Source organism: Streptosporangium sp. LJ11 (assembly GCF_051918945.1).
GTDB lineage: Bacteria > Actinomycetota > Actinomycetes > Streptosporangiales > Streptosporangiaceae > Streptosporangium.
The window spans coordinates 1-15,126 of the sequence record NZ_JBPXMB010000050.1 but is presented as its reverse complement, the minus strand read 5'-3'; the positions used below and the strand labels follow the sequence as shown (position 1 = coordinate 15,126).

Below are 15,126 nucleotides of genomic sequence, written 5' to 3'. Positions count from 1 at the left end.
ACGCTACGGAGCACCGGACGAGGCGGCCCACCCCTAGGCGCCCTTAAGTCAGGTATCGGAGGCCCGCTTGAGCAGCCCGGTCTCGTAGGCCGCCGCCACCGCCGAGGCCCGGTCCTTCACCCCGAGCTTGGCGAAGATGTGCAGCAGGTGCGTCTTGACCGTCGCCTCGGTGATGAACAGCTTCGCGGCGGCCTCGCGGTTGGTGGCGCCGCGGGCGATCAGCCCGAGCACCTCCAGCTCCCGCCGGCTCAGCGTCTGCTGTTCGGGCGCGCGCACCTTCTGCATGAGCAGCCCGGCCACGGTGGGGGACAGCACCGTCTCGCCGCGGGCGGCCGCCTGCGCGGCGCGGAGCAGCTCGACGCGCGGCGTGTCCTTGAGCAGGTAGCCGGTGGCGCCCTGCTCGATGGCGGGCAGCACGTCCGCGTCGTTGTCGAACGTGGTCAGGACCAGCACCTTGATGTCCGGTGTCTGCTCGCGCAGCCGGCGGATCAGCTCGGTGCCGCTCATCTTCGGCATCCGCAGGTCCATCAGCACGAGATCGGGATTGGTCTGGCGTGTCAGGACGAGAGCCTCCGGCCCGTCGGCCGCCTCGCCGACGACCTCGAAGGCCTCGTCGGTGGAGAAGATCTCGCGCAACCCGTCGCGGACGACCGGGTGATCGTCCACGACGATGATACGAATCGGCATGCCTCACGCGTTTCTGGAGTCGGCGGTGATGGCGGGCACCGTAGCAGAGACACCCGTTCCCTGGCCGAGAGCGGTCTCTATCTCGAAGTCCCCGGCCAGCCGGGTGACGCGCTGGCGCATCGCGACGAGCCCGAACCCGCCCGCGATGGACGGTTCCACCTTCTCGGGGTCGAATCCGGATCCGTCGTCGCGTACGTCGAGCACCACCACATCCTCCATGTAGGACAGGGTGACGGCGACCCTGCTGGCGGAGGCGTGTTTGCCGACGTTGGCCAGAGCCTCCTGCGCCACCCGCAGCAGGGTCATCTCCACCTCGGCGTGCAGTGGCCTGGCGTCACCGGTGACCGACACCGGAACCGGCACGCCCGACGTCTGCGACCAGGTGGCCGCGACGTCCTCCAGAGCGGTCGCGAGCTGGGCCTCCTCCAGCGGAGCGGGACGCATCGCCAGCACCGACCGGCGAGCCTCGTTGAGGCTGTCCCTGGCCAGCCCGCGCACGGTGTTCAGCCTGGAGCGGGCGGCGGGCACGTCCTCGATGACGTTCTCGGCGACTTCGAGCTGGGTGAGGATGGCGGTCAGCCCCTGGGCGATCGTGTCGTGGATCTCCCTGGCCATCCGCTGGCGCTCGCTGAGCACGCCCGCCTCGCGGGCGCGGGTCAGCAGCTGTGACTGCAGGTTCGAGTTCTCCTCCGCCATGGCGGCCAGCTTGGTGCCGGTCGCCTTCAACTGCGCGATCATCACCTTGCGCTGCTGGTTCTGCTTCGAGATGGTCTGGATGAACAGGCCGACGGTCGAGGCGATCAGGACGGCGACGAGGAAGGAGAAGATCAGCTCCTGCGGCGGCCGGGACCCGGGGCGGACGCCGACCAGGACCGCGGCCGTGGCGGCCACCCCCGCGTAGGCCGTCCACCCGCGCAGCAGGGTGAAGGCCTGGATGAACGCACCGGGGCCTGCCACCGTGAACACCGGATCGATCCTGATCAGCGCCGCGATGAAGGCGAGCATCACGACGAAGTAGACGATCGCCACCACCGGCCGCTCGATCCGGCTGAATCGCGATGAGACCATGAACCAGTGCCAGACCCCGGTGCACACCGCCAGGACCACCACGTCCGGCCGCCAGTCCCGCAGCAGGGCGAAGACGGTGGGCAGCAGGACGAAGAGGTACGGCAGGGCCGGCCAGGCGCGGTCCCATCGCGAGACGTTGGGCTCGATGGTCGTCACCAGCGGAACGCCTTCAGCGCGACCCCGCCCGCGACGATGGTGATCGCGACCAGCACGGCCAGGGTGAGCGGGGACGCGGGCTGGCCCTCCCAGGCGGCGCGGACGGCCTGGACGGCGGGGGCCATGGGGGTGAAGTCGCCGACGGAGCGCATCGACTCCGGCAGCGTCTCGCGGGCGCTCATGGCGCCGGAGACGAAGACCATGGGGAAGAAGGCGGCCAGGCCGATCACCGTGGCGGCGCGGCCACTGGGCACCAGGGCGCCGATGAGCAGCCCGATGGCACCGAGGCTGGCGGCGCCGAGGACCCAGGCGAGGACGAGGCCGACCGGGTCGGCCGGCCCGTTCATGCCGTAGACGGCCAGGCCGACGACGCCGAGCAGGAGGCCGCCGAGCACGGCCAGCAGCATGTGCGCGACCCACTGGGCACCGAAGATCATGGTGGGGGAGGCGGGGGTGGCGCGCAGCCGCTTGAGCACGCGGCGCTCGCGGTACTGGGCCAGCGTGGCCGGCAGGACGACCAGCGAGGCCAGGCCGATGACGAAGACGCTGAGCATCGGGACGACGGCCTCGATGATGGGCAGCCCGCTGGGCAGCGAGCCGCCGTTGCGCATCTTGATCCACAGGATGACCATGGGGAAGGCCAGGGCGAAGAAGGCGGCCATCGGGTCGCGCATGGCCAGCTTGAGCTCGATCGCGATGACGTTGCCGAGACCCTTCATTACACGGTCCTCTCAATGAGTGCGAAGTAGGCGTCGTCGAGGGAGCCGGAGGCGTCCCTGGTGAGGAGGTCGCCGGGGCTGCCCTGGTGGACGACGCGCCCCTGGTCGATGACGGCGATGCGGTCGCAGAGGGCGTCCGCCTCGTCCATGAAGTGGGTGACCAGCACGACGGTGACGCCGCGGTCGCGCATGGCGCGGATCATGTTCCAGGTCATCCGGCGGGCGGAGGGGTCCAGGCCGGTGGTCAGCTCGTCGAGGAAGACGACCTCGGGGTTGCCGACCAGGGCCAGCGCGATGAACAGGCGCTGCTTCCAGCCACCGGACAGGCCCGAGAAGCGGGCGCGCCTCTTCTCGGTCAGCCCCCACTCCTCCATCAGGGCGTTCCAGTCGGCGGGCTTGTCGTAGAAGGAGGCGTACATCTTCAGCGCCTCGCCGACCCTGATGGCGTCGGGCAGCGCGGCTTCCTGCAACTGGGTGCCGATGCGCTGGAGCAGCTCGCGCCGCTGCGTCTGCGGGTCCATGCCGAGCACGCGCAAGGTGCCGCCGTCGGGCTTGCGTAGCCCGGACGCGCACTCCACCACGGTGGTCTTGCCGGCTCCGTTGGGGCCGAGGATGCCGAAGATCTCGCCTCGCTCGACCGTCAGGGTGACGTCGTCCAGTGCCTTGTGCGTCCCGTAGCTCTTCTGCAGGCCGTTGATCTCGATGACTGTCATGTGTCGAGAATCCCCGCTGCACCGGGTCTCCGTAATCCACCGAACGGTTGATGGGGGTCGGCCGTTCCAGTCGGGGTTCCGTCGGTGGACGCGGCGAATCAGGCCGCTGACCAGGCGCGGATCGCCGTAGGGGTATCGAAGGGAGTAGAGACGGGGTTCCGAAGGATGAATATCGCAAACCCTGCCAATCTCGAACCCTATGGAGCATGAGCGACTCAGCAGTACGTGTACGTGAGCTGCGTAAGAAATACGGCGACCTGACCGCCGTCGACGGCATCGACCTGGACATCGCCCGGGGTGAGGTCTTCGCGCTCCTGGGCCCCAACGGCGCCGGCAAGACGACCACTGTCGAGATTCTGGAAGGGCACCGCCGCCGGGACGGCGGTGAGGTCAGCGTGCTCGGCGAGGACCCCGGCCGGGCCGGGCGCCTCTGGCGGTCCAAGCTCGGAATCGTGCTGCAGTCGGCCACCGACGCCGCCGAGTTCACCGTCCGCGAGACGGTGCACCATTTCGCGAGCTACTTCCCGCGCCCGCGCGACCCGGACTCGGTGATCGAGCTGGTGGGCCTGGCCGGCAAGGCCGACGCCCACATCCGCCACCTCTCCGGCGGCCAGCGGCGCAGAGTCGACGTGGCCCTGGGCGTCGTGGGCAACCCCGAGCTCCTCTTCCTGGACGAGCCGACCACGGGGTTCGACCCCGAGGCCCGCCGCCAGTTCTGGGGCCTGATCTCGCTGCTCTCCGACGAGGGCACCACCATCGTGCTGACCACGCACTACCTCGACGAGGCGGAGGCGCTGGCCAGCCGGGTGGGGGTGATCGCGAAGGGCAGGGTCGTCGCGATCGGCGAGCCGGCCACGCTGGCCGGCCGCGCCGAGGCGGACGCGACGGTCAGCTGGTCCACCCCGGACGGGGAACGCCGCGTGAAGACCCCGACGCCCACGAAGGTCGTCGCGGAGCTCATCGCGCAGTACGACGGGGAGATCCCCGACTTGACCGTCAGGCGGCCGACTCTCGAAGACACCTACCTAGGCCTTATCGGAGAGCAGTTGTGACAACCACGTTGCCGATGCAACCGACGCAACCGACCGACATCCGACCGGTGCAGGCGGTGCGACTGCCCAGCGCCGGCCGGCTGACCCTGAAGCGCGGCGCGATGGAGCTCAAGGGCTTCTTCCGCACGAAGAGCCAGTTCATCGTCATCTTCTCGCTCCCGGCGATCATGCTGATGCTGCTGGGCGCCATGTCGAGCAGCAGGCAGGGACTGCCCGGCGTCACGGGAGCCCAGATCCTCACCGCCGGCATGATCGGCGCCGGCATCATGGGCACGTCCTTCCAGAACCTGGGCATCAACATCACGCTGGAGCGCCACGACGGGACGCTCAAGAGGCTGTACGGCATGCCCATGCCGCGCACGGCCTACTTCGGCGGGAAGATCATCCAGGTCCTGGTGTGCATGATCGCCGAGGTCATCCTCCTGATCGCGGTCGGGGTGCTGATGTTCGGCATCAACCTGCCCACCACCGTCCACCAGTGGCTGACGTTCACCTGGGTCCTCCTCCTCGGCGGCATGGCCTGCACGTTCCTGGGCATCGCGATCGGCAGCCTGCCGAAGTCCACGCGCGGGGCCAACGCGGTGATCACGCTGCCCTTCCTCATCGTGCAGTTCTGCTCCGGTGTCTACATCCCCTTCTCCGACGTGCCGTGGATCCTGCAGATCTTCGCGTCGATCTTCCCGCTCAAGTGGATGACCCAGGGCATGCGGTCGGTGTTCCTGCCCGAGCAGGCGGTGGTCCTGGAGCCGGCCGGCAGCTGGGAGCTCCCGATGGTGGCCCTGGCGCTGGGCCTGTGGTGCGTGGTCGGCCTGGTCCTGTGCCTGCGGACGTTCCGCTGGACCGCGCGCGACAGCTAGTCGTAGGGGTCGATCGGGGGTGCCTTCTGGAAAACTGTTTTTTAATATGTTGTAAAGACCGATCCATGGAGGTGCCAGTGACTATAGCCCCCGGCTCCACACGAGAGGTTAAAGCGGATTGCATAATTTCCGACCACGGCCCGTACGATGTCAACATCTTTCTCCTCGGCGGACCCGCCGAATTCCCGGAGACTGCCCGGTCCCGGCGGCTGGAAAGAGCCGACGGGAAGGTCAAGATCCAGTACCGGAGCGGCTACGAGCATTTCGAGCGTACCGAGGAGCACTACCACCTCGAAGGCGACTGCCAGGGCCTGATCTACCGCTGGACGACCAGGACGAGGATCGCTGAATAATCAAAGACGACAGACGCCCGACTCCGTGCGCCGCGCCCCCTGAAATCCGGGCGCGGCGCTTTTTTTGGGTGACCGGGAATCGAAAGTTGTAGATCGGATGCTATTAAGGGTCACCCCGTTGTGGGCCTATAAGGGGCGGCGTAGCTTATTAATCGTGAACCGGTTATGCGGACCATGGGCAATCGTTCTCACTCTCGTGAGGGGTGTTCGGTATGGGGTTCTTTGAAAGAGACGCGGCGATGGCCTCCCTACGGGGACTCCTCACCGAGACGATCGAGGGGAGGAGCAGGGTCGCGATGGTGACCGGAGTGGTCGCCACGGGGAAGAGCGAGCTGCTGCACGCCTTCGCCGAGCAGGTCTACGACCGCGGAGCGCTCCCGCTCGTGGCGACGGCGTCGCGGGGGGAGAGCGACCTCCCGCTCGGCGTGCTGGGACAGCTCTTCCACAACGCCCCTCTGGGCGAGCGGCTGCGCGAGCGCGCGATGGACCTCCTGCGCGAGGGCGGCGAGCGACTGGAGACCCAGGTCGTCGAGGGGCTCTGCGGGGTGCTGCTGTCACTGGCGGAACAGCTCCCGCTGGTGATCGTCGTCGACGACGTCCACGACTCCGACCGCGCCTCGCAGATGTGCCTGTCCTACTTCATGCGCCGGGCCAGGTCGTCGCCGGTGATGACGGTGTTCGGGCACGCCGACTACCCGCACCAGACGGACAGGTTCTTCCCCACCGAGATCATCAGACAGCCGCACTGCACCGCCATCCGGCTGCATCCGCTCTCGCGCGGCGCCGTGCTGAGCATGGTGAGCGAGAGCCTGGGGCACGAGACGGCCGAGCGGCTGGCGCCGGAGTGGCACGACCTCAGCGGTGGCAACCCGATCCTGGTGGCCGGGCTGCTCGAGGACTTCGCGAGGAACGGCACGGGAGCGCCGGCGGAAAGGTACGGCGAGGCCGTGCTGTCCTGCCTGCACCGCGTCGACCCGGCCCTGCTGGACGTGGCCAGATGGGCGGCGGCGATCGACGACCCGGCGCTCGTCCACCGGCTGGCCCGCTCGGACACGCCGTCGGTCCCCCTGTCGATCCGCTGGCTGGAGACGGCGGGGCTGCTGGAGGACGGCCGGTTCCACCACGAGGCGGGCGAGGAGGCGGTCCTGGCCGATCTCGGAGCCGACAAGCGCCAGTACATGCACCGGCGCGCGGCCGAGCTGCTGAACGGCGAGGGCGCCTCCGACCTGGCGATCGCCGAGCAGCTGAGCAAGGCCGATGACGCCGACGCCTCCTGGGCCGTGCCCGTGCTGCGGTCGGCGGCCCGCCGCAGGCTGATCGACGGCGAGGTCGAGTCGGCCGTCGACTATCTCAAACTCGCCCTGCGCGGCCGCCTGGACGACCAGGAGCGCACGTCGATCGCGACCATGTTGATGCGCGCCGAGTGGCGTATCGACCCGAAGGCGCCGATCAGCCACATGGAGGAGCTCACCGACGCGCTGCACAACGGGAGCCTGCGCGGCAGTGACGCGATCATCCTGGCCAGGGCGCTGCTGTGGCACGGCAGGATGGACGTCGCCTGCGACGTCCTGGAGCGCACGGCGGAATTCGGCGACAGCGACCCGCACACGGTCGCCGAGGGCGTGAGCACCAGGATGTGGCTGCGCTGCTCCGCGCCGCCGCTCCTGGCCCACATGAACACCTGGGCGGGCAAGAACATCAGCGAGGCGGTGCTGCCGTTCCAGGTGAGCCGGCGCCTGGAGTCGATCAACGCGCTGGTCGGCGTGCTCACCGGCGGCCCCCACGACCGGATCGTGGCCACGGCCGAGCGGATCCTGCGCGGCTCCAACCTGGACGAGATGTCCATGGACACCGTGGAGAGCGCGCTGCTCGCCCTCGTGTACGCCGGGCGGTCCAACCGGGCGGTGCCGCGGTGCGACGCGCTGATCGGGGAGCTGCGTTCCGGGGGCTCGCCCGCCCGCCGGGCGCGACTCACCGCGATCCGGGCGGAGCTCTCGCTGCGCCAGGGAGAGCTCGAAGAGGCCGCGTCGTACGCCCGGCTGGCCCTGGAGATCATTCCGCCGAGCAGCTGGGGCGTGGCCGTGGCCGGACCGGTGGCCACCCTCATGCTGGCCGCCACCGCGATGGGACGCTACGACGAGGCGCTCGCGCAGCTCAACCACGCGTTCCCCGAGGCGATGCTGCAGACCAGGTGCGGCGTGCGGTTCCTGCAGGCCCGCGGTCGCTACCAGCTCGCCGTCGACAACCCGGTGGCGGCGCTGCGCGACTTCCGGCTCTGCGGGGAACTGCTGACCGCCTGGAAGATGGACACCCCGGGGTTCATCGCCTGGCGCACGGACGTGGCCGAGGCCCTCATCGCCCTGGGCAGGCACGACGAGGCCCGCGAGCTGGTCGAGGAGCAGCTGAGCCGGTCGGGCGCCGGCTCGGAGCGCACCGACGGCGTGGCGCTGCGGGTGCTGGCCGCCACCAGCGAGGTACGGCACCGGCCGATGTTCCTGCGCCAGGCCTCCGAGCACCTGCAGGCGTGCGGGGACCGCTACGAGCTGGCCAGGTCGCTGATCGACCTCACCGAGGCCTACCACAGCGTGGGCGAGTTCCGCAGGGCGGGCATCATCGCCAGCCGCGCGCGGACCCTGGCCCAGGAGTGCGGTGCCCGCCCGCTGAGCCAGGCGCTCGCCGACGAGGGCGGCGCGGAGGACGGGGACGGCGAGACGAACAGGGTGGTGGCCATCCTCAGCGACGCCGAGCGCAGGGTGGCCGGCCTGGCCACGGTGGGCTACTCCAACCGTGAGATCGCCGCCAAGCTGTTCATCACGGTGAGCACCGTCGAGCAGCACCTGACGCGCGTGTACCGCAAGCTGAACATCACCCAGCGCTCGGACCTGCCGCCGGACCTGACGGCCCAGCCCGGCCGCGTTCCCGGCCTCGCACGTGAGGGGGCACACCCGGTCAGGCCGGCCGCCGGCCGCTAGCGGCGTGACCGGTCGCTCAGACGAGCGGCCAGTCGCGCACCATCTGCGGCACGATCACGCAGCCGTGCAGCACGTACTGAGTGACCATGAAGACCGCGTACGGCCGCCGCCGGCGCGGTCCGGGCGGGATCGGGGCGCGGCAGAGCAGGGCGATGGCCAGCCCGCCCAGGCACATGGCGGCCGCGGGCAGGTACAGCGACGGATCCCCCAGCAGCAGCACGCCCCCGGTGACGACGACGGGCAGGGCGAGCGAGACGTTGATGATGGCCAGCCGCAGCGCGCGCTCGCCGTACACGACGGCGAACGTCACGCGGCCGGCCGCCGCGTCGCCCTCCAGGTCGGGCAGGTCCTTGGTCGTCGTGCCCACCAGGGCGGTCCAGAGCGAGGCGGCGAGGACGAAGACGATCAGCTGCGTCCCGATGTCGATCCCTCCCGCGTAGGCGTGGGCGCCTGCGTAGTAGGTCAGGATGCTGGCCGTCAGCCCGATCGCGACCGTTCCGCTGGTCCTGCGCTTGAGGTGGAAGGGCGGACCCGAGTAGAGGTAGCCGAGGGCCAGCATGACGGCGACCATCCCCACGTTCACCGGCCCCAGCGCCAGGCTGATCGCGACGGACGCGACCGCGGCGCCGGCCGCGACCCCGGTGGCGAAGGCGGGCGGTAACTCCCCCCTCGCTATGGGCCGGCGCGAGCCGTTGAGCCGGTCCTCGCACACGTCCGTGACGCCGTTGTAGAGATAGACGGCGAAGACGGCCAGCGTCCATGTCAGCGCGCTCCACGCGGTCCTGCCCAGGTCGCCCTCGCCGGCGACGGCGGAACTCAGCGACGCCCCGGTGAGGAAGCGCAGCAGGAAGTTGAACTGCACGGAGGGACGGGCCTCGGCCAGGCACAGCCCGCTGTGCCTGAGGGGGAGAAACCCAGTCGGGGAACTGATGCTCGTCGTCATCACTGTCAGCCCTTCCGCCAAACCGAAGATCGATTAGTGATCGTTTCCAGTCGTGCCCCTCGCCTGGGGCGCATTCGTGGGAAGCGTTTACCGATACAGGGTGGTCGCAGATCGACGCCAGGTTTCGATCTAGTGTCACATACGGCACCCCCGCGCAGACATCCGATGTTTCACCCCGGAGCGGTCGGACGGGCGCACCAGGTCGAACTTTCGATACCCGGAGTGATCCTTCGGTACGGGAGGGGAATTCTCCTGACCACTTGTCTTGACCGGGGAATTCAATGGCTATTTGGTAATGGTGAACATCCGAGGCAGTCGGATAATCTCAGTGAAGGAGATTGGGGAATGGGCGCGAACCGGCCTGTAGAGCGTTATTCCGATTTTACTCCCCTCGTTCTTCCCGATCGGACGTGGCCGGACGGGCGGATTAGTTCGTCGCCGCGCTGGCTGTCCACCGACCTCCGAGACGGTAACCAGTCGCTCGCCAACCCGATGTCCCCGGCGAGGAAGCTTCGGATGTTCGAGCTTCTGGTCGACATCGGCTACAAGGAGATCGAGATCGGATTCCCGGTCGCGAGCCAGGACGACCACGACTTCGTCCGGCTCCTCATCGAGGAGGACCGGATCCCGGACGACGTATGGATATCGGCTCTGGTGCCGGCGCGCGACGAGCTGATCGAGCGCACCATCCGTTCCATGTCGGGGGCGCCCAGGGCCACGCTCCACCTCTACAACGCGACGGCCCCGCTGTTCCGGCGGGTGGTGTTCGGAATGGACCGGGAGCAGTGCAAGGACCTGGCCGTCCGGGGCACGGAACTGGTGAAGAAATATGCCGAAAAAGAGCTCAGTGGTGGCAATTTCCGGTTCCAGTACTCACCTGAGTTGTTCAACGAGACCGAGGCCGACTTCTCCCTCGAGGTCTGCGAAGCCGTCATGGACGCGTGGGAGCCCGCTGCCGACCGGCCGATAATCCTGAACTTCCCCACGACCGTGGAGCGTTCGCTGCCCTCCGTCTTCGCCGACCAGATCGAGTGGCTCGACCGGAACCTGTCGCGCCGGGAGCACGTCTGCCTGTCCATCCACCCGCACAACGACCGGGGGACCGGGGTCGCCTCGGCCGAACTCGCCCTCCTGGCCGGCGCCCAGCGCATCGAAGGCTGCCTGTTCGGCAACGGCGAGCGGGCGGGCAACGTCTGCCTCGTGACACTGGGGATGAACATGTTCAGCCACGGCGTCGACCCCGGCATCGACTTCTCCGACATCGACAGGATCCGCGACACCGTCGAGTGGTGCAACGAGATCCCCGTGCACCCCAGGCACCCCTACGGGGGCGAGCTGGTCTACACGTCCTTCTCCGGCTCCCACCAGGACGCGATCAAGAAGGGCTTCGACGACCTCGAGCGCGACGCGGTCGAGGCCGGCGTGAGCATCGACGAGCAGCCGTGGCGGATGCCGTACCTTCCGGTCGACCCCAAGGACGTGGGACGCACCTACGAGGCGATCGTGCGGATCACCACCCAGTCCGGCAAGAGCGGCGTCGCCTACATCATGAGCGCCTGGTACGGCATGCGGTTGCCGAAGGAGCTCCAGAAGGACTTCGCGACGGTGGTCCAGTCGAGCGCGGAGCTGCTCGGCAGCGAGCTCTCGCCCGAGCAGGTCTGGGAGCTGTTCGAGAAGGAGTACATCTCCTCCGACGGCCCGGTCGGCGAGCCGTACACCGCCGGCGGGCGGGTCGCCGCGACGCTCCACCTCGACGGCGCGGGGGAGCACGACGCCAGGACCATCGGCGCCAAGCTCGCCCCCTGGGGCATCGACGTGCGCACCGTGCACCGCGCGGCCGAGGCGGACCCGGCCGGCGGTGCGCTCACGGGGGCCGCGGTCTACGCCGAGTACCGGGTCGGGGGGGCGACGGTCTGGGGCGTCGGCGTGGACACCTCCGCCGTGGGCGCGGCCCTGTCGGCGGTCGGGGTCGCCCTCAGACGGGGCGGCAAGCAGGCGGCCGTGATCGTCACGCCGCACGTCTGATGCCCCGCGCCGCGCGTCTGATCAGGGACTGCGCACTCGTGGCGGCGGCCACGGGCGCGCGGTTCGCGCTTCGCGGCATTGCGCCGACCTCACATTCGCCGCCGGCGAGTTGCTTCCAATATAAAAATGCTGACTATTTGTGAGATATTCAGTAAAGGGTCCCGGGATAATTGAGTTAGGCTCGGGTTTGCCTGCTTGACTGCCCTGTTCACCCGGTGTCGGTTGCCTACTCGGCATCCATGAACCATGATGTGAACATCTGGGGAAAACCCGGAAACGCAGCAGGGGGCAGCAGGGAAGCAGGGGGCAGGATGGCGGAAGACGACGATGGAGTAGCCCGCACGCAGAGTCCGTCAGCAGCTCTTATCGAAGAGTGCCGAGCGGATATCCTCGCCAAGTACGAACAGGACCTGGAAGTCGTCGGTAGCGTCCTTGTCCAGGACGAGCAGGCGAAAGCCCAGGTCATGGCGAATGCCAACCAGATCCTCACCGACATAGCCGCCGCGCTGGACAACGGTCTCCCCCACTCCGACGAGTCCTTCCGCTTCCTGTCCTGGGATATCGGCCTGACCAGAGCGGCCACCGGTGTCCATCCGAAAGAGTCCCTACTCGCCGCCTCGGTGTTCTTCCGAGCGGCCTTCACCATTCTGAGCAAGTGGATCCAGGACGACTCCGAGACTGACCGCCTGCTCAGGAACGTGGTCACCACGCTGGAGCAGTCCGTCTCGCTCCGCATCAGGGAAGCCGCGACCAGCTACGCCGGATTCCTGCTCAGCAAGGTGCACGAGGCACACGTGGCCGAGCGCGGGCGCATCGCCAGGGAACTGCACGACCGCATCGGGCAGAGCCTCAGCGTCGCCCACCGGCAGGCCGAGCTCTGCGTCATGTACCGCACCAGCGACCCCGCCCAGGCGGTCGTCAAGATGGAGCGGGTGCAGGAGGCGATCCAGGAGGCCATGTGGCGATTGCGCCAGCTGACCTCCGACCTACACCCCCTCGAACCGATACAGAGCCTGGAGAAGGCGCTGCTCGCGCATCTCGAGGCCATCGGCGTCGAGGACATGACGGCGGAGCTGGTCGTCAACGGTGACGAGGTCTGGGCGACACCTGCCATCAGCGAGGAGTGCCTGCTGATCCTGAGCGAGGCGATCCGCAACGCGCTCAGGCACGGCCGGCCGTCGTCCATCTACATCAGGGTCGACATCGCGCCGCACGAGCTGCGGGCGTCGGTGATCGACGACGGTTGCGGCTTCGACGTCAACAGCCGTCCCGCACACCACAGCCTCGGGCTGGCCTCGATCCAGGAACGCGCCGCCCTGCTCGGCGGCATGGTCACCATCAGCACCGAAATGGGACGGGGCACCCGAATCGATCTCGCCGTGCCATTACCGGGGTCCTTCGATGATCAAGAGTGACCACCCCATCAGGATAGCGATAGTCGACGACCACGCCCTGTTCCGCGAGGGGGTGCGAGAGATCCTGGAGGCGCAGGAGGACCTGGTGGTCGTGGGCGAGGCCGGCACCTCGTTCACCGCCCTGGAACTGGTCTCGCAGAAGCGCCCCGACGTCCTCCTGCTCGATGTCGAGATCCCCGGCGACGCGGTCACGCACACCGTCTCCCGGGCACGCGTGATCTCGCCGGCCACCCAGATCATCATCCTGAGCATGTACGACGGGCCGCATCTCCTGCGGCAACTGCTGTCCGCCGGCATCCGGGGCTACCTGCTCAAGACCGTGCACCGCTACGAACTCGTCGCGGCGATCAGGAGCGTGCACTACGAACCCGATCGCCTCATCCTGGTCATCTCCCCGGAGAGCCTCGCCCAGATGGAGACCACGCGCACCGAGGTTCTGACGACCAAGGAGCGGGAGGTGCTCGAACTGGTCGCCCAGGCGTACAGCAACAGGCAGATCGCCTCCCGGCTGAACACCACGGAAGCCACGGTCAAGCGCCACCTGCGCAACATCTTCGTGAAACTCGGGGCGGCCTCACGCATCGACGCCGTCAACCGGGCGATCGACGCCTCGCTGATCACACCGACACGATGACCCCGTCCGCCCCCTGATCAAGTTCTGCGCGACCCCAGAAGGGCGTCGTGACGATTCTCCTGCGTTCAGGGCCTCCCTACAGTGAAATTGTGAACGCCGAGGCTTTGATCGCGAACATTCTGCCCCCATGGGCGATGGCTGCCGACACCTTCGAGGACCACGCCGACGCCATGCTCTTTCCCGCGGAAGCAGAGGTGATCAGCAGGTCCGTGGAGCAGAAGCGCGCGGAGTTCGCGACCGCCCGGATGTGCGCCAGGAAGGCCATGAGCGCGCTCGGCCTGCCCCCGCAGCAGGTGCTGCCGGGGGTGCGCGGCGAGCCCCAGTGGCCCAAGGGCGTCGTCGGCAGCATCACCCACTGCACGGGCTACCGCGCGGCCGTGGTCGGCGCGAGCAGCGAGGGGCTCACGATCGGCATCGACGCGGAGCCCGACAAGGGCATCGCCAGCGGGGTGCTGGAGGCCATCTCCAAACCCGAGGAGCGAGAGGCCATCAGGGCCCTGAACCGGGAGCACCCGGGCCCGTCCTGGGACCGCCTGCTCTTCAGCGCCAAGGAGTCCGTCTACAAGGCGTGGTTCCCGCTGACCAGACGCTGGCTGGACTTCGAGAGCGCGACGGTGACGTTCGACCCGCTGCGCGGCACCTTCTACGCCCGCCTGCTGGTGACCGGGCCCAGCATGTTCGGCCGCCCGCTGACCGGGTTCCGCGGCCGCTGGATGGCCCGTGAAGGGCTGATCCTCACCGCCATCGCCATATCGGCGCGCTCCGACCGCGTGCAGCACCGGGACCGGGCGCACTACAGGGAGCAGGCGCGCTACCGAGAGCGCGCGCAGTACAGAGTCTGAGCGGCGACGGGGATCGGGCGCGGTACGAGTCCGAGCGCGGCACAGGAACCGAGCGAAGTACAGAGATCGAGCGAAGTACAGGGTCTGGGCACGGCGCAGAGACCGAGCGCGGTGCGGAGCCCGAGCCACACCCGAGGTCGTCGGTCACCACGTTCACGGAGGAACGCGTGATGAGGAAGGTCCTGATCGCCAATCGCGGTGAGATCGCCGTACGGGTGGCCCGCGCCTGCAGGGATGCCGGCCTGTGCAGCGTGGCGGTCTACGCCGAGCAGGATCTGGACGCGCTGCACGTCAGGATGGCGGACGAGGCGTACGCGCTGGCCGGTCAGTCGCCGGCGGAGACGTACCTGAACATCGCCAAGCTGCTGCGGATCGCCGCGCGGTCCGGCGCCGACGCGGTCCACCCCGGCTACGGCTTTTTGGCGGAGAACGCCGACTTCGCCCGCGCCGTCATCGACGCGGGGCTCACCTGGATCGGACCGCCCCCCGAGGCGATCGCGGCACTGGGCGACAAAGTCCAGGCCAGGCACATCGCGGCCAGGGTGGGCGCGCCACTGGTGGCGGGCACCAAGGAGCCCGTACAGGGCGCGGCGGAGGTCGTCGCCTTCGCGCGCGAGCACGGCCTGCCGATCGCGATCAAGGCCGCGTACGGCGGCGGCGGGCGCGGGCTGAAGGTCGCGCGCACCCTGG

14 protein-coding genes are annotated in these 15,126 nt (G+C 68.7%); 9 read left to right on the top strand and 5 right to left on the bottom strand.

The features are described 5' to 3' along the window. Positions 1-48 precede the first annotated feature (48 nt). From ACTOQ3_RS41850 to ACTOQ3_RS41835, 4 genes are read right to left on the bottom strand one after another with little or no spacing between them, the layout of a single operon-like run. Positions 49-687 (bottom strand): response regulator, encoded by a 639-nt coding sequence (locus tag ACTOQ3_RS41850; RefSeq protein WP_440089507.1) that lies wholly within the window; start codon positions 685-687, stop codon positions 49-51. A gap of 3 nt (positions 688-690) precedes the next feature. Further along, positions 691-1,911: a sensor histidine kinase gene (locus ACTOQ3_RS41845; RefSeq protein WP_440089505.1), complete on the bottom strand. Its 1,221-nt coding sequence runs from the start codon at positions 1,909-1,911 to the stop codon at positions 691-693. Then, on the bottom strand, positions 1,908-2,630 hold the full coding sequence (locus tag ACTOQ3_RS41840) for an ABC transporter permease (RefSeq protein ID WP_440073930.1): 723 nt from the start codon (positions 2,628-2,630) through the stop codon (positions 1,908-1,910). Before ACTOQ3_RS41840 ends, ACTOQ3_RS41845 begins: the two co-directional genes overlap by 4 nt. After that, positions 2,630-3,343: an ABC transporter ATP-binding protein gene (locus ACTOQ3_RS41835; RefSeq protein WP_440089503.1), complete on the bottom strand. Its 714-nt coding sequence runs from the start codon at positions 3,341-3,343 to the stop codon at positions 2,630-2,632. The genes ACTOQ3_RS41840 and ACTOQ3_RS41835 overlap by 1 nt, the downstream gene beginning before the upstream one ends. Before the next feature lie 206 nt (positions 3,344-3,549). Here ACTOQ3_RS41835 and ACTOQ3_RS41830 point away from each other — a divergent pair, with 206 nt between their 5' ends. The 4 genes from ACTOQ3_RS41830 (at position 3,550) to ACTOQ3_RS41815 (ending at position 8,577) form a co-directional block, all read left to right on the top strand. Beyond that, positions 3,550-4,395 (top strand): ABC transporter ATP-binding protein, encoded by an 846-nt coding sequence (locus ACTOQ3_RS41830; protein WP_440089502.1) that lies wholly within the window; start codon positions 3,550-3,552, stop codon positions 4,393-4,395. A 47-nt stretch (positions 4,396-4,442) separates the two neighbouring features. Further along, positions 4,443-5,252: an ABC transporter permease gene (locus ACTOQ3_RS41825; protein ID WP_440089501.1), complete on the top strand. Its 810-nt coding sequence runs from the start codon at positions 4,443-4,445 to the stop codon at positions 5,250-5,252. A gap of 65 nt (positions 5,253-5,317) precedes the next feature. Then, positions 5,318-5,605: a DUF5988 family protein gene (locus ACTOQ3_RS41820; protein WP_440089499.1), complete on the top strand. Its 288-nt coding sequence runs from the start codon at positions 5,318-5,320 to the stop codon at positions 5,603-5,605. Positions 5,606-5,817: 212 nt separating this feature from the next. Then, the gene (locus ACTOQ3_RS41815) at positions 5,818-8,577 is read left to right on the top strand and encodes an AAA family ATPase (protein ID WP_440089498.1); all 2,760 of its coding nucleotides are present in this window, start codon (positions 5,818-5,820) and stop codon (positions 8,575-8,577) included. A 16-nt stretch (positions 8,578-8,593) separates the two neighbouring features. Here ACTOQ3_RS41815 and ACTOQ3_RS41810 read toward each other — a convergent pair whose 3' ends face one another. After that, positions 8,594-9,520: a UbiA family prenyltransferase gene (locus tag ACTOQ3_RS41810; RefSeq protein ID WP_440089497.1), complete on the bottom strand. Its 927-nt coding sequence runs from the start codon at positions 9,518-9,520 to the stop codon at positions 8,594-8,596. Positions 9,521-9,865: 345 nt separating this feature from the next. Between ACTOQ3_RS41810 and ACTOQ3_RS41805 the strand changes: the two genes are divergently transcribed. The 5 genes from ACTOQ3_RS41805 to ACTOQ3_RS41785 all read left to right on the top strand — a co-directional run. After that, positions 9,866-11,545 carry a 2-isopropylmalate synthase gene (locus tag ACTOQ3_RS41805; protein ID WP_440089496.1) on the top strand — a complete coding sequence of 560 codons (1,680 nt, stop codon included), beginning with the start codon at positions 9,866-9,868 and terminating at the stop codon, positions 11,543-11,545. Between the two features lie 464 nt (positions 11,546-12,009). After that, the gene (locus ACTOQ3_RS41800; RefSeq protein ID WP_440089494.1) at positions 12,010-12,960 is read left to right on the top strand and encodes a sensor histidine kinase; all 951 of its coding nucleotides are present in this window, start codon (positions 12,010-12,012) and stop codon (positions 12,958-12,960) included. Beyond that, positions 12,947-13,594 (top strand): response regulator, encoded by a 648-nt coding sequence (locus ACTOQ3_RS41795; RefSeq protein WP_440089493.1) that lies wholly within the window; start codon positions 12,947-12,949, stop codon positions 13,592-13,594. The genes ACTOQ3_RS41800 and ACTOQ3_RS41795 overlap by 14 nt, the downstream gene beginning before the upstream one ends. Before the next feature lie 89 nt (positions 13,595-13,683). Beyond that, positions 13,684-14,436, top strand: coding sequence for a 4'-phosphopantetheinyl transferase family protein (locus ACTOQ3_RS41790; RefSeq protein WP_440089492.1), 753 nt, complete (start codon positions 13,684-13,686; stop codon positions 14,434-14,436). A gap of 170 nt (positions 14,437-14,606) precedes the next feature. After that, positions 14,607-15,126 (top strand): biotin carboxylase N-terminal domain-containing protein (locus ACTOQ3_RS41785; protein WP_440089491.1); only part of this gene is annotated, 520 nt, incomplete at its 3' end.

Excerpts from the sequence above, each read along its gene's own strand:
- ACTOQ3_RS41850 (WP_440089507.1), bottom strand. The coding sequence starts at position 687 with ATGCCGATTCGTATCATCGTCGTGGACGATCACCCGGTCGTCCGCGAC.
- ACTOQ3_RS41840 (WP_440073930.1), bottom strand. The coding sequence starts at position 2,630 with ATGAAGGGTCTCGGCAACGTCATCGCGATCGAGCTCAAGCTGGCCATG.
- ACTOQ3_RS41835 (WP_440089503.1), bottom strand. The coding sequence starts at position 3,343 with ATGACAGTCATCGAGATCAACGGCCTGCAGAAGAGCTACGGGACGCAC.
- ACTOQ3_RS41830 (WP_440089502.1), top strand. The coding sequence starts at position 3,550 with ATGAGCGACTCAGCAGTACGTGTACGTGAGCTGCGTAAGAAATACGGC.
- ACTOQ3_RS41820 (WP_440089499.1), top strand. The coding sequence starts at position 5,318 with ATGGAGGTGCCAGTGACTATAGCCCCCGGCTCCACACGAGAGGTTAAA.
- ACTOQ3_RS41815 (WP_440089498.1), top strand. The coding sequence starts at position 5,818 with ATGGGGTTCTTTGAAAGAGACGCGGCGATGGCCTCCCTACGGGGACTC.
- ACTOQ3_RS41810 (WP_440089497.1), bottom strand. The coding sequence starts at position 9,520 with ATGACGACGAGCATCAGTTCCCCGACTGGGTTTCTCCCCCTCAGGCAC.
- ACTOQ3_RS41805 (WP_440089496.1), top strand. The coding sequence starts at position 9,866 with ATGGGCGCGAACCGGCCTGTAGAGCGTTATTCCGATTTTACTCCCCTC.
- ACTOQ3_RS41800 (WP_440089494.1), top strand. The coding sequence starts at position 12,010 with ATGGCGAATGCCAACCAGATCCTCACCGACATAGCCGCCGCGCTGGAC.
- ACTOQ3_RS41795 (WP_440089493.1), top strand. The coding sequence starts at position 12,947 with ATGATCAAGAGTGACCACCCCATCAGGATAGCGATAGTCGACGACCAC.